The organism is Streptomyces sp. NPDC096311, from assembly GCF_044763085.1.
Classification (GTDB): domain Bacteria; phylum Actinomycetota; class Actinomycetes; order Streptomycetales; family Streptomycetaceae; genus Streptomyces.
Genome location: NZ_JBIWFN010000009.1, coordinates 57,633 through 78,167 on the forward strand (window position 1 = coordinate 57,633; position 20,535 = coordinate 78,167).

The 20,535-nt window shown below is 70.1% G+C and carries 13 protein-coding genes; 3 read left to right on the plus strand and 10 right to left on the minus strand.

Annotated features, from left to right (window positions below):
* Nucleotides 1-25 precede the first annotated feature (25 nt).
* Nucleotides 26-1,330 (minus strand): M50 family metallopeptidase, encoded by a 1,305-nt coding sequence (locus ACIRA5_RS23225; RefSeq protein ID WP_403693418.1) that lies wholly within the window; start codon nucleotides 1,328-1,330, stop codon nucleotides 26-28.
* Nucleotides 1,327-2,610 carry a 1-deoxy-D-xylulose-5-phosphate reductoisomerase gene (gene dxr, locus ACIRA5_RS23230; protein ID WP_403693420.1) on the minus strand — a complete coding sequence of 428 codons (1,284 nt, stop codon included), beginning with the start codon at nucleotides 2,608-2,610 and terminating at the stop codon, nucleotides 1,327-1,329. The genes ACIRA5_RS23225 and dxr overlap by 4 nt, the downstream gene beginning before the upstream one ends.
* A gap of 232 nt (nucleotides 2,611-2,842) precedes the next feature.
* On the opposite strand from dxr, the gene ACIRA5_RS23235 reads away from it, so the two are divergent.
* Nucleotides 2,843-3,295 carry a lamin tail domain-containing protein gene (locus ACIRA5_RS23235; protein WP_403693422.1) on the plus strand — a complete coding sequence of 151 codons (453 nt, stop codon included), beginning with the start codon at nucleotides 2,843-2,845 and terminating at the stop codon, nucleotides 3,293-3,295.
* A gap of 30 nt (nucleotides 3,296-3,325) precedes the next feature.
* Here the strand turns inward: ACIRA5_RS23235 and secA are convergent, their stop codons facing one another.
* From secA to ACIRA5_RS23255, 4 genes are all read right to left on the minus strand, one after another.
* Complete coding sequence (secA, locus tag ACIRA5_RS23240) at nucleotides 3,326-6,097, minus strand: preprotein translocase subunit SecA (protein WP_403693423.1); 2,772 nt, start codon at nucleotides 6,095-6,097, stop codon at nucleotides 3,326-3,328.
* A 16-nt stretch (nucleotides 6,098-6,113) separates the two neighbouring features.
* Complete coding sequence (locus tag ACIRA5_RS23245) at nucleotides 6,114-6,599, minus strand: hypothetical protein (RefSeq protein WP_403693425.1); 486 nt, start codon at nucleotides 6,597-6,599, stop codon at nucleotides 6,114-6,116.
* A 103-nt stretch (nucleotides 6,600-6,702) separates the two neighbouring features.
* Entirely contained in the window at nucleotides 6,703-8,634 is a 1,932-nt protein-coding gene (locus ACIRA5_RS23250) for an acyl-CoA dehydrogenase family protein (RefSeq protein WP_403693427.1), read from the minus strand.
* 159 nt (nucleotides 8,635-8,793) lie between these two features.
* Nucleotides 8,794-9,600: an endo-1,4-beta-glucanase gene (locus ACIRA5_RS23255; RefSeq protein WP_403693428.1), complete on the minus strand. Its 807-nt coding sequence runs from the start codon at nucleotides 9,598-9,600 to the stop codon at nucleotides 8,794-8,796.
* 318 nt (nucleotides 9,601-9,918) lie between these two features.
* On the opposite strand from ACIRA5_RS23255, the gene ACIRA5_RS23260 reads away from it, so the two are divergent.
* Both ACIRA5_RS23260 and ACIRA5_RS23265 read left to right on the plus strand, forming a co-directional pair.
* A complete protein-coding gene (locus ACIRA5_RS23260) occupies nucleotides 9,919-10,932 on the plus strand; it encodes a LacI family DNA-binding transcriptional regulator (RefSeq protein WP_060901179.1) in 1,014 nt (337 codons plus the stop codon).
* Nucleotides 10,933-11,094: 162 nt separating this feature from the next.
* A complete protein-coding gene (locus tag ACIRA5_RS23265; protein ID WP_403693430.1) occupies nucleotides 11,095-13,146 on the plus strand; it encodes a TIM-barrel domain-containing protein in 2,052 nt (683 codons plus the stop codon).
* A gap of 106 nt (nucleotides 13,147-13,252) precedes the next feature.
* Here ACIRA5_RS23265 and ACIRA5_RS23270 read toward each other — a convergent pair whose 3' ends face one another.
* From ACIRA5_RS23270 to ACIRA5_RS23285, 4 genes are read right to left on the minus strand one after another with little or no spacing between them, the layout of a single operon-like run.
* Nucleotides 13,253-13,966: a GH12 family glycosyl hydrolase domain-containing protein gene (locus tag ACIRA5_RS23270; RefSeq protein ID WP_099920399.1), complete on the minus strand. Its 714-nt coding sequence runs from the start codon at nucleotides 13,964-13,966 to the stop codon at nucleotides 13,253-13,255.
* A 36-nt stretch (nucleotides 13,967-14,002) separates the two neighbouring features.
* Entirely contained in the window at nucleotides 14,003-16,276 is a 2,274-nt protein-coding gene (locus ACIRA5_RS23275) for a glycosyl hydrolase family 95 catalytic domain-containing protein (RefSeq protein ID WP_403693432.1), read from the minus strand.
* The gene (locus ACIRA5_RS23280) at nucleotides 16,273-18,288 is read right to left on the minus strand and encodes a beta-galactosidase (protein ID WP_403693434.1); all 2,016 of its coding nucleotides are present in this window, start codon (nucleotides 18,286-18,288) and stop codon (nucleotides 16,273-16,275) included. The genes ACIRA5_RS23275 and ACIRA5_RS23280 overlap by 4 nt, the downstream gene beginning before the upstream one ends.
* Nucleotides 18,288-20,507 (minus strand): 1,4-beta-glucanase, encoded by a 2,220-nt coding sequence (locus ACIRA5_RS23285; protein WP_403693435.1) that lies wholly within the window; start codon nucleotides 20,505-20,507, stop codon nucleotides 18,288-18,290. The genes ACIRA5_RS23280 and ACIRA5_RS23285 overlap by 1 nt, the downstream gene beginning before the upstream one ends.
* Nucleotides 20,508-20,535: the final 28 nt, after the last annotated feature.

Below are 20,535 nucleotides of genomic sequence, written 5' to 3' on the forward strand. Positions count from 1 at the left end.
GAACGGTGTCCCGCCAAGAGACCGTCTAGGAGATTTTCACCGGGTTAACAACGTCCGCGATGAGGACGAGGATCGTGAAGCAGACGAAGATTCCGGCCACCACATAGGCCACCGGCATCAGCTTCGCCACATCGAACGGGCCCGGGTCCGGCCGCCTCAGCACCTTCGCCGCGTTCCGCCGCAGCGACTCCCACAGCGCGCCCGCGATGTGACCGCCGTCGAGCGGGAGCAGCGGAAGCATGTTGAACAGGAACAGGGAGAGGTTGAAGCCCGCGACCAGCAGCAGCATCATCGCGACCTGCTGCGACGCCGGGATGTCGAGGGTGAAGACATCACCGCCGATACGGGCCGCGCCGACCACGCCCATCGGAGAGTCCGCCTTGCGCGGGCCGTCGCCGAAGGCCGCGTTCCACAGGTCGGGGATCTTGCCGGGCAGCGAGACCAGCGACTCGACGCCGTTCTGCATCATGTCGCCCATGCGGTTCACGGACTGGCCGAACGACTGCTGGACGATGCCGGAGGCGGGCGTGAAGCCGAGGAAGCCGGCGTACACGTACTTGCCCTCGACATAGCCGCCGTTGCCGTCGGTCTTGCTGACCTGGTTCTTGATCAGGTGAGCGGCCAGGTCGACCTTCTGGCCCCCCCTCTCGACGGTGAGCGTGACGTCCTTGCCGGGGTTGGCGCGGATGTCGGACTGCAGCGCCGCCCAGTCGTCGATCGCCTTGCCGTTGAACGCGACGATCTTGTCGCCGCCCTTGAGCCCGGCGGCCTTGGCGGGCGCGGCCTGGTCGCTCGCCCCGCACTTCGACCGGTTCTCGCTCTGCTGGATGACACAGTCCGAGACCTTGCCGACCGTGGTGGTCTGGGTCTGCACCCCGAACGTCATCATCACGCCGAGGAAGATCGCGACGGCCAGGATGAGGTTCATGAACGGGCCCGCGAACATCACGATCACGCGCTTCCACGGCTTGCGCGTGTAGAAGAGGCGGGTCTCGTCGCCGGGCTGGAGCTCCTCGAAGGCGGCCGACCTGGCGTCCTCGATCATGCCCCGAAAGGGGGAGGTGGAGCGCGCCTCGATACGGCCGTCCGGGCCGGGCGGGAACATCCCGATCATGCGGATGTAGCCGCCGAGCGGAACCGCCTTCACCCCGTACTCGGTGTCGCCCTTCTTCCGTGACCAGATCGTCGGCCCGAAGCCGACCATGTACTGCGGCACCCGGATACCGAAGAGCTTGGCCGTCGACAGATGTCCCAGCTCGTGCCAGGCGATCGAGATGAGCAGGCCGACCGCGAAGACGACTATGCCGAGGATCATCATCAGGGTCGTCATGCACGAGCCTCCGCGGTTGTCGTCTGTGCCATTGGCGCTGTCGGTGCCGTCTGTGCGGTCAGTTCACGGGCCCGGGCGCGCGCCCAGGTCTCCGCTTCGAGGACGTCCGCCACGGTCAAGGAAGTTCCCGTTCCGGGTGTGCCGTGTTCCTCGACCACCCGCGTGACGGTCTCCATGATCCCGTTGAACGGCAGGGCGCCGTTCAGGAACGCGTCCACGCACTCCTCGTTGGCGGCATTGAACACCGCCGGGGCCGTGCCCGCGAGCTGCCCCACGTGCCGGGCGAGCCCGACGGAGGGGAACGCGTCGTTGTCGAGCGGGAAGAACTCCCAGCTCGACGCCTTGGTCCAGTCGAAGGCGGGCGCCGCGTCCGGGACGCGTTCGGGCCAGCCGAGACCGATGGCGATCGGTCCCCGCATGTCGGGGGGCGTCGCCTGGGCCAGTGTCGATCCGTCCGTGTACTCAACCATCGAGTGGACATACGACTGCGGGTGCACGACCACCTCAATCCGATCGAAGGGAATGTCGTAGAGGAGGTGCGCCTCGATGACTTCCAGCCCCTTGTTGACCAAGGTCGCGGAGTTGATGGTGATCACCGGGCCCATGGCCCAGGTGGGGTGCGCGAGCGCCTCGGCCGGAGTGACGTGCGCCAGCTCCGCCTTCGTACGCCCCCGGAAGGGTCCGCCGGAGGCGGTCACGACCAGCTTGCGCACATCGGCGCGCGTACCGGCCGCCAGTGCCTGGAAGAGCGCCGCGTGCTCGGAGTCGACCGGGATGATCTGGCCGGGCTTGGCCAGCGCCTTCACCAGCGGGCCGCCGACGATGAGCGATTCCTTGTTGGCGAGCGCGAGGGTGCGGCCCGCTTCCAGGGCGGCGAGGGTGGGGGCGAGGCCGATGGAGCCGGTGATGCCGTTGAGGACGGTGTGGCAGTCGGAGGCGGCGACCTGGGTGGCGGCGTCCGCGCCGGCCAGGATCTCGGGAAGGGTCTCGCCGGGTGCGTACTCGGCCGTGAGCGCCTCCCGCAGCGCCGGTACGACGTCCTCGCGCGCGACCGCGACCGTGCGTACGCGCAGCCGGTGGGCCTGCTCCGCGAGCAGTCCGACCCTGCCGCCGGCGGCGGAGAGCGCGGTGACCCGGAACCGGTCGGGGTTGCGCAGCACGAGGTCGATGGCCTGAGTGCCGATCGAGCCGGTGGAGCCGAGGATCACGACGTCCCGGACTCCGTCCACGGGGTCGAAGACGAGATGCGGATCAGCGAGGGGGGCTGGACTGTCGCTCATCCCCCCATTGTGGCCGCTGCGCGACCCGCGCAGGACAGGGCTCCCCACTTCCCCTCTCTTCTCTCCTCTCTTCGCCTCTCTTCTGGCCCCATTAGCACCCCGACGTACCGGAGGAAGCGAAATCGCCCTTTGTGAAACCTGCGTGAAGATCATGTGATAGCACTTCATGCACGTCGTCACTCTCACTGGCCGGTGGACGACCGGCCGGGGGGCGACACCCTGGGGGGTTCTCATGCGGATACGCGCTGCCCTGCCCGCGCTCGCGGGCGCCGTGGCACTGACGGGCACGTTCCTTCTCAGCACTCCGGCGCAGGCGGCCGGCGGTGTGACCATCTACCACGTCTGGTTCGACAGCCCCGGTTCGGACAACCGCTCCAACGCGAGCCTCAACGCCGAGTGGGTGCAGATCAAGAACACCAGTTCGGCATCGATCTCGCTCAAGGGCTGGATCCTGAAGGACGTCTCGAATCACAGGTACACCTTCCCGAACGTGAAGATCGGGGCGCACAAGACCATGAAGGTGCACACGGGCAGCGGCAGGGACGCCGCGGGGGACAAGTACCAGAACCGCCGCGCGTACGTCTGGAACAACACCAGCGACACCGCCACGCTCACCAAGGCGAACGGCGGCAAGGTCGACGCGTGCTCGTGGACGACCCGGGACCCCAGCGACAAGTACTGCTAGCCCCTGCCACCGCCGCCGGCCCCCGCGTCCTCAGCGCTTGCGGCGGCGCCGCGCCTTGGACCTGCCGGGGCGCGAGCCGCCGCGTGAGGGCGCGGGAGCCGGCGCGGCGGCAGTCGCGGGCGCGTCGGCGTCCGCCGGGGAGAAGTCACCCGCGACCACACCCTCCGCCGTGTCCATGGTGGGGGCCGTGAAGTGCAGGTCCTCGACCCGGTCACGGCGTTCGAGGGTCCCTGGCGCACCGCTGGAGGCGTCCAGGTTGAAGACGTAGCCGACGGACTCCTCCTTGATGGCGTCGGTCATCGCGCCGTACATGTCGAAGCCCTCACGCTCGTACTCCACGATGGGTTCCCGGCCGAGCGTCCAGCGCAGACCGATGCCGTCGCGGAGGTAGTCCATCTCGTAGAGGTGCTCGCGCCATTTGCGGTCGAGGACGTTGAGGACGACCAGGCGTTCGAGGTCGCGCAGGGCCTCGGCGCCGAGTTCGGCCTCACGGTCCTCGTAGCGGTCGTGGATGTCCCGGGTCACGGCCTCGACCAGGTCCTCGGCGGTGAGGTTCGCACGGTCGCCTGCCGCCTCCTCCAGGTCCTCGATCGTGACCCGTGCCGGATAGAGCTGCCTGAAGGCGCCCCAGAGCCGCTCCAGGTCCCATTCCTCGGGGAAGCCCTCACTGGTCTCCTGTCCGATGTACGCCCGCACGGTGTCGTCCATGAAGTGCAGGAGCTGTTCGCGCAGGTCCTCCCCGGCCAGGACACGGCGGCGCTCGGCGTAGATGAGGGTGCGCTGCCGATTGAGCACCTCGTCGAACTTCAGGACGTCCTTGCGGGACTCGAAGTGCTGCTGCTCGACCTGGGCCTGGGCGGAGGCGATGGCGCGGGTGACCATCTTGTTCTCGATGGGGATGTCATCGGGGACGTTCGCCATGGCCATCACACGGTCCACGACCTGGGCGCGGAACAGGCGCATCAGGTCGTCCTCCAGGGAGAGGTAGAAGCGGGAGGCGCCGTTGTCGCCCTGGCGCCCCGAACGGCCGCGCAGCTGGTTGTCGATACGGCGGGACTCGTGGCGCTCGGTGCCCAGCACATAGAGCCCGCCGAGTTCCTTGACCTCCTCGTACGCCGCCCCGACCGCGGCGGTGACGCGCTCGCGCACCTCGCGGCAGGCGTCGGGGTGCTCCTCCTCGGTGAGTTCGCTCTTCTCCAGCTCGGCGGCTATGAGGGACTCGGGATTGCCGCCGAGCATGATGTCGGTGCCGCGGCCCGCCATGTTGGTGGCGACGGTGACCGCGCCCTTGCGGCCCGCCTGGGCCACGATCTGGGCCTCGCGCTGGTGGTTCTTGGCGTTGAGCACCTCGTGCCGGACACCGCGTTTCCTGAGCAGCGCGGAGAGCAGTTCGGACTTCTCCACCGACGTGGTGCCGACGAGGATCGGCTGCCCCTGGGCGTGCCGCTCGGCGATGTCCTCCACGATCGCGGTGTACTTGGCGTCCGCGGTGCGGTAGATCTGGTCGGGGTCGTCGGCGCGCTTCGGGGGCCGGTTGGTCGGGATCGGCACGACCTGGAGCTGGTAGATCTGGTGGAACTCGGCGGCCTCGGTCATCGCCGTGCCGGTCATACCGGCGAGCTTCTCGTAGAGGCGGAAGAAGTTCTGCAGGGTGATCGTGGCGAGGGTCTGGTTCTCGTCCTTGATCGTCACCCCTTCCTTCGCCTCGATCGCCTGGTGCAGCCCCTCGTTGTAGCGGCGGCCCGCGAGGATGCGACCGGTGTGCTCGTCGACGATCAGCACCTCGCCGTCCACGACCACGTAGTCCTTGTCCTTCTTGAAGTGCTCCTTGGCCTTCAGGGCGTTGTTGAGGTGCCCGATGAGGGAGGTGTGGTCGGACTCGTACAGGCTCTCGATGCCGAGCTGGTCCTGGAGGTACTCGACGCCCCGGTCCAGGATCGCGACGGTGCGTTTCTTGGGGTCGTACTCGTAGTCGTACGTGGCCCGCAGCGCCGCCAGTTCCTCCTTCTCGGCCGGCCGAGTGAAGAGCTCCTCCTGGACGCGGACACCCTTCATCCGTCGTACGAGCCCCGCGAACGCCTCGTACCACTGGGTGGGCTGGTCGGCGGGACCGGAGATGATCAGCGGGGTGCGGGCCTCGTCGATGAGGATGGAGTCGGCCTCGTCGACGATCGCGAAGTGGTGGCCGCGTTGCACGAGTTCGTCCCTCGACCAGGCCATGTTGTCGCGCAGGTAGTCGAAGCCGAACTCGGTGTTGGTGCCGTAGGTGATGTCGCAGGCGTACTGGGCGCGGCGTACGGCGGGTGTCGACTCGGACTTGATGACACCGACGGTCAGGCCCAGGAAGCGGTAGGCGCGGCCCATCCACTCGGCGTCGCGCTCGGCGAGGTAGTCGTTGACCGTGACGAGGTGGACTCCCTTGCCTGCCAGGGCGTTCAGATAGACGGGGAGGGTGGCGACGAGGGTCTTGCCCTCCCCCGTCTGCATCTCCGCGATGTTGCCGAGGTGCAGCGCCGCGCCGCCCATCACCTGGACGTCGAAGTGACGCATGCCCAGGGTCCGCCGGGCCGCCTCGCGCATCGTGGCGAAGGCCTCCGGCAGCAGGTCGTCCAGGCTCTCGCCGTCGGCGTGGCGCTGTCTGAACTCCGGGGTGAGGGACTGGAGTTCCTCGTCGGACAAGGCCCTGAACTCCTCGTCCAGGGAGTTGACCTGATCGACGACGCGCTGGAGCCTGCGCAGCACCCGTCCCTCGCCGGCCCGCATGATCCTGCCGGTGATGACGTCCAGACCTTTGCCCGGCATAGGAATTCCCCCAGACTTAAACGGCGTCCGCGAGCAGCCGAATCCAGTGATTGGCTCGTTGCAGAATGTGGACGCCCTGCTGATTCGCTTTGATCACCTCGCGCAGGACGGGATCGTCGACCACGTCGAGCGCGCTCTTGAAGAGTTGCTGGATGACGGGCCGTTCCCCCGGCCGCCCGGCGTCCAGCAGACCGTCGACGTCACGGAGGTCGATGCGCCGGATCCGTACGGCATCGAAGGAGGGCACCGGCGGGCGCGGCTCCGTGTCGACCAGGGCGAGCGCGCAGTCGTTGAGGAGAACCGCGAGGGCGTCGCGGTGCGCCTCGAAGGTCTCGGGCGCGACGTCGCGCAGCTTCTGCGCCAGCGGCCGCACTTCTTTGCGGACGGTCCGCAGGGCCGCCGCGGGATCCGGTTCGTCGAGCTGGAGCCGGGCCTCGGTGCGGGCGCGCGTCAGCTGCGCGGAAAGGCCGTGACCGTGTTCTTCCCCGATTCCTTGGCGCATCTGCCGTCCCCGTTCGCCATTCTCCTCATTGTCGACGCACATATTCGGTGCGGCAAGCGGCGGAATGGCGAACCGGGACGGCAGTGAATTCCTGGGGAAAAGGTCAGCGAATGGGGCGGTGGACGTTTTCCTTCCGGCTCGGTCCTGGCGTCGCGTCGGCGATCCAGGGGCCCTCACCTGACGGGTCGATCACGCCCTGCTCCAGCCATTCGTACGTGCCCGCCAGGACGCCCTTGACGACCTTGCGGTCGAGGTCGTCGGTGTTGCTCCACAGGCGGCCGAAGAGTTCGTCGACGCGGATGCGGGACTGGCGGCAGAATGCGTCGGCGAGCTGGTAGGCCTCGCGGCCGTGCTGCCCGGTGAGGCGCAGGTGTTCGGCGCGCACACAGGCCGCGCTCATCGCGAAGAGCTCGGCGCCGATGTCGACGATCCGGCCCAGGAAGCCCTGCTTGGTCTCCATCCGGCCCTGCCAGCGGGACATGGCGTAGAAGGTGGAGCGGGCGAGCTTGCGGGCGTTGCGCTCGACGTAGCGCAGATGCGGGGAGAGATCCACGTGCCGGTTGAACTCACCGTACGAGCGCGGGAGCTGACCCGGGCCCGCGACCAGTTTCGGCAGCCACTTGGCGTAGAAGACACCCGCGTTCGCGCCCGCCTTCGCCTTGTCCGAGAGGGACTTGTCGGGGTCGATGAGGTCACCGGCCACGGAGAGGTGGGCGTCCACGGCCTCACGGGCGATCAGCAGATGCATGATCTCCGTCGAGCCCTCGAAGATGCGGTTGATGCGCAGGTCGCGCAGGATCTGCTCGGCGGGCACCGCCCGTTCGCCGCGCGCCGCCAGCGACTCGGCGGTCTCGAAGCCGCGGCCACCGCGGATCTGGACCAGTTCGTCGGCCATCAGGCAGCCCATCTCGGAGCCGTACAGCTTCGCGAGGGCGGCCTCGATGCGGATGTCGTTGCGGTTCTCGTCGGCCATCTGCGACGACAGGTCGACGACGGCCTCCAGCGCGAACGTCGTCGCCGCGATGAAGGAGATCTTCGCGCCGACGGCCTCGTGGAGGGCGACCGGCTTGCCCCACTGCTCGCGGGCCGCCGACCACTCGCGGGCGATCTTCAGACACCACTTGCCCGCGCCGACGCACATGGCGGGCAGCGAGAGACGGCCGGTGTTGAGGGTGGTGAGGGCGATCTTCAGGCCCGCGCCCTCCGGGCCGATCCGGTTCGCCGCGGGGACCCGGACCTGGTGGAAACGGGTGACGCCGTTCTCCAGGCCGCGCAGCCCCATGAAGGCGTTGCGGTTCTCGACGGTGATGCCCTCGGAGCCGGCCTCCACCACGAACGCCGTGATGCCGCCCTTGTGACCCTCGGACTTCGGGACGCGCGCCATGACGACCAGCAGATCGGCGACGACGCCGTTGGTCGTCCAGAGCTTCACCCCGTCGAGGACGTACTCGTCGCCGTCCGGGACGGCGCTCGTGGCCAGCCGCGCCGGGTCGGAGCCCACGTCAGGCTCGGTGAGGAGGAAGGCCGAGATGTCGGTACGGGCGCAGCGTGGCAGGAAGACGTCCTTCTGCTCCTGGGTGCCGAAGAGCTTCAGCGGCTGCGGTACGCCGATCGACTGGTGCGCGGACAGCAGGGCGCCGATCGCCGGGTTCGCGGAGCCGACGAGGGCGAGCGCCTTGTTGTAGTACACCTGGGTGAGGCCGAGGCCTCCGTACTTGGTGTCGATCTTCATGCCGAGGGCGCCGATGTCCTTGAGGCCGTCGATGACCTCGTCGGGGATCTGCGCCTCGCGCTCGATACGAGCCGCGTCGATCTTCGTCTCGCAGAAGTCGCGCAGCTTGGCGAGGAACTCCTCGCCGCGCTGTACGTCGTCCTCGGCGGGCATGGGGTGCGGGTGGATCAGGTCGAGGCGGAAGCGGCCGAGGAACAGTTCCTTGGCGAAGCTGGGCTTGCGCCAGTCCTGTTCGCGGGCCGCCTCCGCGACCTGTCGTGCCTCACGTTCAGTGACGGTGGGCTGGTGGGGTGTTGCGGACATGAGGCTCACCTCGCCGCGCATAGGGAACTTGGGGATCTTCGTTACCGACGGGTGCTACTCGATCGTATTTACCCGAATTCGGGCGACCCCACCAGTCCTGGCGCGCGTTCGCCTGAACGTGCGCCTCCTGCACGTGTGCCCCCTGTGCGCAAGCCGATGTCAGCCGATGTCGACCGAGTACGCCTTGGTGTCGAGCCGTCCCGAACCGCGGAAGACCTCGCTGCCCGACTCGATGCCGGAGAGGTACTTGTCGTTGCCGAGCAGCTTGCGGCGGACCAGGGCCTGGGTGAAGTCGTCGAGGTCGAGGGAGGCCTTGGTGGTGTTGGTGCGGCGGACGAAGGAGTACACCTTCCAGCCGATGTCGCCCTGGTAGATGTCCCACATGGCGCCGTCGAGGCTCACACTGCCGTACTTGGTGCCGAGGGGGCCCGCACCGCCCTGCCGGTTGAGCCAGACCATGATTTCGTCGGTGGGCTGGTCCTGCCAGTCCGCGTTGCTCTTGGCGTGCAGCCACAGGTCGTACGAGACGTTCATGGTGCCGGGGCCGGAACTGACCGAGAACTCCCAGCTGGTTCTGACCGGCTTGCGGTCGCCGACCCGGACGGGCAGTTCGGTGGCCGCCTTGTCGGTCTTCCAGCCCCAGTGCCAGCCGAGCACGGTACTGGCGTACGACTTGACGCTGTTCTCCTTGCCGGCCTTGCTGGTCCAGGAGTAGTTCGTGCCCCAGCCGATGGTGTCGCCGGAGCGCGAGGTGTCCCAGACGCACTGGGTGCCTGTGCCGTCGTCCTGCCCCCAGAGGTTGTTGTTGACGTAGTACTTGCCCATCGTGACGGTGTCGAAGGCGCCGCACTTCTTGCCGGTCTCGCCCGCCTGGGCGACGGTGACGCCCGCGGCGGCCGCGAGCGCCACCGTTCCCGCGAGTATCGTCTTCGCCTTCTTGGACAGGCGCGGTCGGCGGTGTTGCATCGGGGGTCCTTCCGGAAAACGGTCTGCGTACGCCTTCTCAGTGACCACCGGCCCGCAAAAGGTTGCCGCCGCACGGCGAAGTCCGGCGCGGGACACGTACCGGCGCACGACACTGGAAACACGCCCGCGCACGGCACCGCGAACATGCCGTCGCGCGGCACGACAACGGCTCCCGGCCCGCACCGCAAGAAACCTGTCGAAGCGCTTCGACAACCTATGGACACCCACCACCCGTCGAGCTACTGTCGAGCCACCCTCACACGCCCTTATCCGCACTGCGCACTGTCGAAGCGCTTCACACAATGCTTGGAGAGCTGGATGGTCACCCTCGCCGAGGTCGCCCAGCACGCCGGAGTCTCGGCGAGCACGGTGAGCTATGTCCTCAGCGGCAAGCGGTCCATCTCCGCGGGCACCCGGCAGCGGGTCGAGCGGAGCATCCAGGAGCTCGGATACCACCCGAACGCGGGCGCCCGGGCCCTGGCGAGCAGCCGGTCCAACATCATCGCGCTGATGGTTCCGCTCCGTACCGACATGTACGTACCCGTGATGATGGAGATCGCCATCGCGGTGGCGACCCACGCCCGCACGCACGGCTACGACGTGCTTCTGCTCACCGGCGAGGAGGGTCCCGACGCCGTGCGCCGCGTCACCGGCAGCGGGCTCGCCGACGCGATGATCCTGATGGACGTGGAGCTCGACGACGAACGGCTCCCGCTGCTGCGCCAGACGGACCAGCCCTCCGTACTGATCGGCCTGCCCGCCGACACCTCCGGCCTGACCTGCGTCGATCTCGACTTCGGCGCGACGGGCGCGCTGTGCGCCGAGCACCTCGCGCTGCTGGGCCACCGTGACATCGCTGTCATCGGCGAGGCCCCCGCGGTCTACGAGCGGCACACCGGCTTCGCCGAGCGCACCCTCGACGGACTCCGGTCCCGTTCGCGGGAGTTGGGCCTGCGCGTGCTGCACCGCCCCTGCGAGGGCGGGTACGACGCGATGGCCCTGACCCTCGCCCGCATCCTCGACGAGCGCCCCGGCACCACGGGCTTCGTCGTGCAGAACGAGTCCGCGGTCGAGCCGCTGCTCGCGCTGTTGCGCCAGCAGGGCCGGGCCGTCCCAGAGGACGTGTCGGTGATCGCGATCTGCCCGGACCAGGTCGCGACACAGGCCTCGGTGCGGCTGACCTCGGTCGCCATCCCGGCGCAGGAGATGGGCCGACTCGCCGTGGAGCATCTGATCGCCAAGCTGGAAGGGCACGGCAAGGACGAAGTCGTGCTCATCGCACCCGAGTTGACGGTACGGGCGAGCACGGGCCCGGCGCCGACCGCCGCCTGACCGGCGACCGGCCACCCCACTCCCCGTCCCACCCTGCACCGCACCGCACCGCACCGCATCACACCGCACCGCCCCAGCCCCAGCGTTGTGCCCTCCTCGCCGGGCACCCCCATGTCTGCATGTCTGCATTCCTCATGTCTGCATTCCTTCAGGAGCGCCCCCGTGAATCAGCCTGCCGAAAACCAGACCCAGTCAGGCGCAGTCAGCCTCGCGCAGTCCTCCCCGACCGTCGGCACGTTCCGTGAGCGGGACGGCGCACTGGAGTGGAGCGGCCGTCAGGAGACCGTCCGTATCGAGCCCTGGGGCCCGGACGCCGTCCGGGTCCGCGCGCGCCTGGGCGGCCCGGTCCTCGAAGGCCTCCCCGGCGCGCTCCTCGACGAGCCGCAGGTGACCGAGAGCACCGTCAAGATCCAGGACGGCGAGGGCCGGCTGACGGTCGGCGCACTGACCGTCGAGGTCGGCGCCGAGGGCCAGGTCCGCTTCCTGCGCACGGCCGACGGCACGGAACTCCTCGCCGAGGAGCGCGCCCACTTCTGGTGGCCCGGCCCGCGCCTGTACACCCCGACGGGCAACGGCCACCACCGCCTGGAGCAGCGCTTCGCCGCCTACGAGGGCGAGAAGCTGTACGGCCTCGGCCAGCATCAGCACGGGCTGTTCGACCAGAAGGGCGCGGTCCTGGACCTGATCCAGCGCAACGCCGAGGTCACCGTCCCGGTGCTCACCTCCAGCCGCGGCTACACCTTCCTGTGGAACTCCCCCGCGATCGGCCGGGTCGAGCTCGCGGGCAACGGCACTCGCTGGGTCGCCGACTCGGCCCGCCAGCTCGACTACTGGATCACCGCGGGCACCCCGGCCGACGCCCAGCGCCGCTACAGCGCCGCCACCGGCCGTACGCCGATGCTGCCCGAGTGGGCGGCCGGCTTCTGGCAGTGCAAGCTGCGCTACCGCACGCAGGACGAACTCCTCGCCGTGGCACGGGAGTACAAGCGCCGGGGCCTGTCCCTGTCCGCCATCGTCTGCGACTTCTTCCACTGGACCCACCTGGGCGACTGGAAGTTCGACCCGGCTCAGTGGCCGGACCCGGCGGCGATGCAGCGAGAGCTCGCCGAACTCGGCGTCAAGCTGGTCGTGTCCGTGTGGCCGTCGGTCTCCCCGCTGTCCGAGAACCACCCGCTCATGGAGCAGCGCGGCTACTTCATCGGCACCCAGTACGGCCCGATGGCCCACGCCGACTGGCCCGACAAGGGGGTCGCCTCCACCGTCCAGGTGGCGTTCTACGACGCGACGAACCCCGAGGCCCGTGACTTCCTGTGGTCGCGCGTGAAGGACAACTACCTGGACCCGTACGGCATTTCCGCCTTCTGGCTGGACGCCTGCGAGCCGGAGCTGAAGCCGGGCTTCCAGGAGAACCTGCGCTACCACGCGGGTCCGGGTCTGGAGGTCGGAAACCTCTACCCCCGCGAGAACGCCCGCACTTTCTACGAAGGCATGCTGGCGGCGGGCGAGGGCGAGATCGTCACCCTCAACCGCTCGGCGTGGGCGGGCAGTCAGCGCTACGGCGCCGCCCTGTGGTCCGGCGACATCGGCACCGACTTCGCGACCCTGCGCCGCCAGATCGCCGCGGGCCTCAACACCGCGCTCTCCGGGATCCCCTGGTGGAACACCGACATCGGCGGCTTCCACGGCGGCGACCCCGACGACCCGGCGTACCGCGAGGTGATGGTCCGCTGGTTCCAGTTCGGCGCGCTCTCCCCGCTGATGCGCCTGCACGGCTTCCGCGACCCCGGTATGCCGCTGGGCCCCGACATGACCGGCGGTCCGAACGAGGTGTGGTCGTACGGCGAGGAGGCCGGCGCGATCCTGGAGAAGTACCTGCGGCTGCGCGAGCGGCTGAAGCCCTATGTGCTGGACGTCATGCGGGAGGCCCACGAGGAGGGGCTGCCGGTGATGCGCCCGCTGTTCCTCGAGTTCCCCGAGGACCATACGGCCTGGTCGGTCGACGACTCCTATCTCTTCGGCTCCGACCTCCTGGTCGCGCCGGTGCTCACGGCGGGCGCGACGGTGCGTACGGCGTACCTTCCGGCGGGCGCCTGGTGGACCGACGCGTGGACCGGTGAGACGTACGAGGGCGGCACGGCCGTCACCGTCGACGCCCCGCTGGACCGCATCCCGCTGTTCCTGCGGGACGGGGCGCGGCTGCCGGTGGCGGAGTAGCCACGCGCGGGTGGGGGAGGCCGGACCCGCCTCCCCCACCCGCCCTGCGACGGCCCGGCCCCCGCGCGACGCGGGAACCGGGCCGGTGATGCCCTTGGGACATCGGTCAACTACTGCTGACCGACAGGCTGTTGGTCACGAAGTCCAGGCCACCGGACGAGGACGTGATCTCGAAGCCGAACTGGAGGTCGCCGATGGTCACGTTGCCGAACCAGCCCTTGGTGTCCTTGATCCACTTGAGGATCGGCAGGACGTCGACGGTGCCGGAGCTGGAGTTCGAGGTGCGCACGAAGGAGAAGACGTCGTTGGATCCGTTGTTGCCCTTGTAGACGGTCCAGGTGTGGCCGCCGAGGGTGAGGGTGCCCTGCGAGGTGCCCAGCGGACCGACGGCTCCGGTCTTGTTCACCCAGAGCATGACCTCGTACTTGTAGCCGGTGTCCCAGATGTCGTACGACGTGTTGTACGCGCCGGACGACGGGACCGTGACGTTGTAGCCGCTGGTGAGCGAGCCGAGCGAGGTGATCGACTTGTTGATCACCTTCTTGGCGTTCGGGTACGACTTGATGCCGCCGGTGTTGGGGTGGTTGGCCCACACTCCCCAGTTGGTGCCGGAGTTGGCCCAGATGCACTGGCTGCCCGCGCCGGAGCCCCAGATGTTGTTGTAGAGCGTGTACCCGTTGAGGCTGGTGTTCCCGTACTGCTCGCAGGAGTTCCAGACGGCCGCCTGGGCGGGGGCGGAGGCGAGGCCGACGGTGGCACCGAGCGCGAGCGCTGGGGCCAGCAGGGCCTTGGCTGCCCTGCCGAGTGTCCGTGTTGCCATGGTGTCCCTTCCATGGGTGGGGGGGAACTGCGGGTGCTACTGCGGCCCCAGGGTGAGGACGCAGTCTTCTCCGGCGCTCAGGGAGAGCGGTCGCGCGCCGGCGGAAGTCCTGAGATCGATCCGCGTGCTGCGGGCGGGGCGGATGACGGCCGTGCGCTCCTCCGGGCTCCAGGTCAGGTCGACCTCGGCGCCGAACCGGGTGCGGATGCCGTGGAGCCGGCCGCTCGGGTACGCCGTGGGGAGCGCGGGGAAGAGGACCAGCCGGCCGGGCGTGGAGTGGACCAGCATCTCGATGAGCACGGCGGGGAGCGTGTGGGCGGCGTCCGCGTTGTAGACGTGCCGGTTCGGGTAGTGGCCGCTCATCAGGGAGACGTGGAAGAAGTCCCCGGCCAGGACGTTGTCGAGGGCCCCCGCCACCCGCGCCGCGTCCCGCAGCCGGGCCGCCACCAGGGCGTGGTGGAGGTGGCCGTGCGCGGAGTCGTTCTCCGCGCCGCGCAGTACGAGGGCGCGGTGGGCCGCCGCGGCGAGCTCGGGGGTGTCGTACGGGTTGATCTCGTCGAGCGGCCAGACGCCGTAGAGGTGGCTGAGGTGCCGGTGGTCGTAGGTGTCGTCGAGGCCGGGCCAGGCCCACTCGGCGAGTGCCCCGTCGGCGTTGACGCGGTGCGGCGGCAGCCGCTCGGCGAGCGCGCGCCAGCGCTCGGCGTCGGCTCCTGGGTGGTGGTCGGCGGCCGTGCGCAGGGCGTGGCGCGCCGCGGAGAGATCCATGGCGGCGTTGAGGGTGATCCAGCGCGCGGTGGCGGGCCGGTTCTCCGGCGAGTACGACGGCACGATCACGACATGGCCGTTCTCGTCGGTCCGGGTGAGGAAGTCCTCGTAGAACCGCGCCACTTCGGCGAGCGCGGCGGCCAGGCGCGGGTCTCGCGCGCCGCGTGTCTCGTCGTGGTCCACGAGGGGTTTCAGCAGCCAGTCGGCGCCCGCGGTCCACACGTGCAGCGGGTACTCGCGGCTGAGGTGGTAGATGTGCCCGGACTCGCCGTCGGTGTGCGCGGGGGCGACGACACCCCGGGCGCCGAAGATCGCCCGGGCGTTGTCGCGCCAGTCCGGCAACTGGCCGTGGACCAGGGCGGCATGAGCCTCGGACACCTCCGGGAGCGCTGCCGCGGCCGCCGACGCCGTCTGGAGATTGACGTTGGCGTCGGTGGTGAAGGCCCCCGACCAGGCGGTGTCCCAGTCGCCGGTCCACAGCCCGGTCAGCCGTGGCGGCAGCAGTCCGGCGGCGGACAGCAGGTGGTAACGACCGGCCGCGAAGAGCCGTTCGAGCAGGGCGGGGCTCTTCGGACGGCGGACCAACTCCGATCCCGGGAGCGCCCGTTCGGCCGGTTCGGCGCCCAGCTCCAGGCCCGCCCGCAGGTAGGCGGGGCGGTGCAGGGCGATGTGCCGGGCGAGGAGACGGTCGTACGCGTCCTCGTCGCCGTCGGGCAGCAGGGCGCGCAGCTCACGGGCCTCGGCGAGCGTGTCCCACTCCCCCTCGTGCCGCCGTACCCGCGTGAGCAGCAACACCGCACGCGCGCCCTCGACCCGGATCCCGGGCGGCGCGGTGAGCGTCCGGCCCCCGGTGACCACGGCGAGCGTCACGCCGGTGTACGCACGCTCGCTGCCCGGATAGCGGGCTCGCAGGGTGAGGAGAGCGCCTTCGGGCGTGCGCACGCAACCGTGGCCCACCGCCAAGTCGGCGGGTACGCCCGGCAGTCGGTGATCGAGCCTCACGTCGACGGTGAGGTCGGCCTCCGTCACGTACTGGACGATGACGTCGTCCGCGCGGGACACGAAGACCTCGCCGCGTCGGCCCCCGCACTCGGCGCGGACGACACCGGTGGTGAAGTCGACCTCGCGCCGGTACGCGTGCGGCTCCCGTGGCGCCCGGCGCAGCCGTACCTGGAAGGCCGGGTGGAAGGGCTGCACCCACAGCAGCGCTCGCCCGTCGGTGAAGTCCTCCCCGGCGTCGACGTCACCGTCCAGCAACCGGTCCTGGACGCTCTTCAGCCGCTGGGCCAACTCGGGCGGCCGGGCGTGCTCACTGCCGTTCGGGCGGACCAGGGAGTGATGGTTGACGATGACCCGGTCGTCGTTCGGATCACCGAACACCATGACGCCGTGTCGGCCGTTCCCGCTCAGGAAGGCGTCCTCCCAGCGGGCGGCGGGGGCGGGCTCCCAGGTGCCGTGGACGGGGGCGTGGGGGGAGTCGTGGACGGGAGCGTCCGTGGGGCCGTCGGCGGGCTCGTCCGTGGGGTCGCCCGCGGGCTCGCTCATGGCGCTGCCTCCAGTACGACGACCCCGTACCGCCCCAGCTCCACGGCATCGACGACGTCCTCGCCGGTCAGCAGGTCGCGGTGGCGTCCCGGCACCGGCACGGTCACCGTGTCCCGCCCGTGGTGGAGCAGGAACAGCAGTTCGCCCCGGCGCACCGCCTCCACGTCCGCCGGGAGGTGGTCGAGGGGCGGCCGCACGCCCGCGTCCTCGGCGATCCCGGTGAGCAGCGGCCACAGCGCCTCGGGCTCGGGGAGGGTGGACAGGTACCAGGCGCGGCCCTTGCGCAGTACGGCCGGAAGACCGTCCAGCTCACCGCCCTTGTACCGGACGACCGCGTAGGTGTCGTCCGCGGCCTCGATCTCCTCGGACCACAACGTGCCGCGGAAGCCCTCGGCCTCGACCTTCTCGTCGGCGTCCAGCGGCCACCACTCGTGCAGGGTGCGGATGCCGAAGAGTGCGCGCAGCCGCTCGTCCATGCCGCCGGGCCGCACCCGGTCGTCCTGGTCGGCCACGCCGGTCAGGAAGCCGGAGACGAGGGTGCCGCCGCCGCGTACGTACCCGACGAGGTTGTCGATCGCCCTGTCCGTCAGCAGGTACAGCTGCGGGACGACGACCAGCTTGTACGCGGACAGCTCGTGCTCGGGGTGGGCGAAGGAGGCGGTGATGTCCGCCTCCCACAGGGCGCGGTGCCAGGCGCGTACGACGCCCTGGTGGTCGAACTCGCAGGACAGCCGCCCGTCCTGCTGACTCGCCCACCAGGCGTTCCAGTCCAGCAGTACGGCGACGTCGGCGCCGACGACCCGCGTGCCCGTCACCTTGTCGCTCAGCAGGGCGAGTTCGGCCCCGATCCGCTTGACCTCCTGGAAGGTGCGGCCACCCTCCCCCGCATGGCTGACCATCCCGGAGTGGAACTTCTCGGCGCCCTGCCGGGACTGCCGCCACTGGAAGTAGCAGACGGCGTCCGCGCCGCGCGCGACGGCCTGGAGGGACCAGAGCCGGTTGAGCCCGTGGGGCTTCGGGTGGTTCACGCCACGCCAGTTCACGGGCCCCGCCGCCTGCTCCATGACCATCCAGGGCCCGCCGCGGGCCTGTGAGCGGGTCATGTCGTGGATGAGCGCGCCGTACTGGGCGCCGAGCGGGTCGCGCGGGTCCGGATAGATGTCGACGGAGACCACGTCTTCCCGCTCGGCCCAGACCCAGGCGTCCTGGCCCTGCCAGAACGGCATGAAGTTGGTGGTCACGGGGATGTGCGGGGTGTGCCGGGCGACAATGTCGCGTTCGGCGAGATAGCACTCCAGGAGGGCGTCGGAGGTGAAGCGCTTGAAGTCGAGGACCTGGGTGGGGTTGTTCATGTAGTGGGCGTGGCGCGGTGGGAGAACCCCTTCCCAGTCGTCGTAGCCCTGGCTCCAGAAGGCGGTGCCCCAGGCGGTGTTGAGGGCGTCGAGCATGCCGTACCTGCCCTGGAGCCAGCGCCGGAAGGCGGCGGCCGCCTCGTCGCCCCAGTCGTAGGTGCAGTACTCGTTGTTGATGTGCCACATCATGAGGGCGGGATGTCCGCCGTAGCGGGCGGCGAGGTCCTCGGTGATGGCGGCGGCGTGGCGCCGGTAGACGGCGCTGGAGTGGGCGAAGTGCTGGCGGCCGCCCCACCACTCGACACGGCCGTCCGCGTCGCGGGGCAGGGTCTCCGGATGGAGCCTGCCCATCCAGGGCGGGGGCGAGGAGGTGGGGGTGGCGAGGACGACCCCGACGCCGTTCTCGTGCAGCAGGTCCATGAGCCGGTCGAGCCAGCCGAACTCCCGGGCGCCGGGCGTCGGTTCGAGCTTGGCCCAGGAGAAGACGCCGACGGTGACGGAGTTGACGCCGGCCTCCTTCATGAGCCGTACGTCCTCCTGCCAGAGCTCCTCCGGCCACTGCTCGGGGTTGTAGTCGCCGCCGAAGAGGATGCGGCCGCGGGTGGCGTCGCCGAGACCCGGTCCCTGGCGGGTCGGCGTCGGATTCCTGTGTGCCGGCATCAGACCGGCTCCCCGTACTGGATGCCACGCCCGTTCGTACCGAGGTACACGCGGCCGTACACGCGCGGGTCTCCGGTGATGACCTCGCCGGTCCAGCCCCACTGGTGGGCGTCGTCGTTGATCCGCACCCAGGTCCCGGCCGCGTCGTCGGAGCGATAGACGGCGGTGATCGTCTCCGTGGAGCCGACCTGATAGACGGCCGGGTAGTCGGCGCCGTCGGCCGCCTTGCCGAAGCCGAGGGTGTACGAGGCCCAGCAGCTGGCGACCTTGGCGAAGGCGACTCCACCGTCGGTGGACCGGTAGAGCCCGTTCCACTTCACGCTCAGCCACAGGTCACCGCTGCGCCCGGGGGCGGCGGCCAGCTGGAACTGGTCGTCCCCGGAGGGCAGTCCACCGGCACGGGCGGTGAAGGAACGGCCACTGTCGGTGCTGGCGTACAGCGTTCCCGTGCCGGTGTCGTACGCGTAGAAGAGCGTCGGGTCGGCCGGGTCGGCGACCGGCGTGGCGCCCTTCGGGAAGGAGGAGACCTCGGACCAGGTCGCGCCGTTGTCCGCCGAGCGGTGAGCCACGTACTTCGTGCCGTCCCAGTGCACGAAGGACCACAGCAGCGTAGCGCCGTCGGCGCTGGTGGCGATCGGCCCCGGTGCGTTCTTGGCGATGTCGGGCTGAGTCGTGAAGGGCGCCCAGGTCCGCCCGCCGTCGTGGGAGTACGCGCCGTTGCCGTGGTCGCCCCAGCCCGCCCGGACGACGTACGACGGCTTGGCCGCGGCCTGCGCGAGTCCCGTCGCCGACCCGAACACGGGGTTCGTCGCCATGCCGCGCGACGGAGACGCCGTGAGCCGCTCGTGGTACATCACGCCGATGTCCCCGAGTCCGCTGATCAGATGCGCCTCCCCGGCCGGGGGCGAGATCAGCCGGCGCACGGCCGTCTCCTCCAGACCACGGATCCGTGGCGCCCAGCGTCTGAGGTCGCGGGTGCCGTAGAGGGTCGCGCCGGTCCCGTACACGAGGTGCTTCGAGTCGTACGGGTCGAGGGCGAGCGCCTGGATCCACCAGCCGAACTTCGGCTGGTCCTCACCCCAGTCGAGGAAAGGAGTCTCGGACACGTCGAAGACCGCCACGTCCTTGAGGGACGCCCAGGTACGGCCACCGTCGGTGGACCGGAACACGGTGTCGCCGTCGGCCCACCGGTTGTTGGTGGAGACGACGACGGTGCCGGCGCGGCGGGCGTCGGTCGCCACGCCCCCGTAGGCGAAGGTGTCCGCCGAACCCTCGCCGGTCGTGCCGCCCGGCTTCACCGGGGTGACCTCGGTCCAAGCCCCCGTGACGGTGCGCAGCTTGTGCACGCTGCCGTCGGACTGGCCGCCCGGGCCGGGCGCGTCGCCGTAGGTCACGTACAGCTCGCGGGCGAGCCTGTCGTAGGCGGCGCGGAGCGGGACCTTGGCGGCGGCGTTGGACGGCTGCCCGGGGACGGCCTCCCAGGTCGTGCCGTCGGAGGTGCGGTACAGGTTCGCCATGCCCGTGGTGCCGTCGCCGTCGCCCCAGCCTGCGTAGACGGCGCGCCCGGCCGCGACGAGGAACGTGATGCCCTGCCCGGCGGAGTTCGCCTGCGCCGGGAAGGCGCTCACGCCTGCCCAGGTGGCCCCCCGGTCGGTGGACTTGAGCAGCCCGTCGTGCCTGGTCCCCAGCCACAGGGTGGCGCCGTCGCGCGGGTCGACGAGGAGCCGCTCTCCGGCCCCTCGTCCGTCCTCGTTGGCGCCGAGCTTCACGTTCAGGTCGGTGCGGGTCCAGGTGGCGCCGCGGTCCTCGGAGCGCAGGATCGCGCCGTTGCCGGCCCACGCCTGGGCGTAGGCGCCGAGGGCGAGGTAGAGCCGGCCCGGGTGCGCGGGGTCGACGGCGAGCGACTCGACACCGAGCAGGTTCCAGTCGTCCCAGCCGAGGTGGTCGGTGAGCGGGGTCCAGCGGGCGGCTCGCTCGTCCCAGCGGTAGGCACCGCCGATGTCGGTCCGGGCGTAGGCGAGCCCTCGTACGGCCGGGTGGAACAGCACACCGGTGATGAATCCGGTACCGCCGATGACGGCGTTGCGCCAGCGGTAGGAGGGGGCGGCGGTGACCTCGGCGGCGTGCGCGCGGCCCTGGAGAGGCGCCACGGTGGTGAGCGCGGCGGTGGCCGCAGTCCCGGCGAGAACGGCCCGGCGGCTCAATCGGGACGCGTGCATGACATACCTCGTTCTACGGAGAGACGGT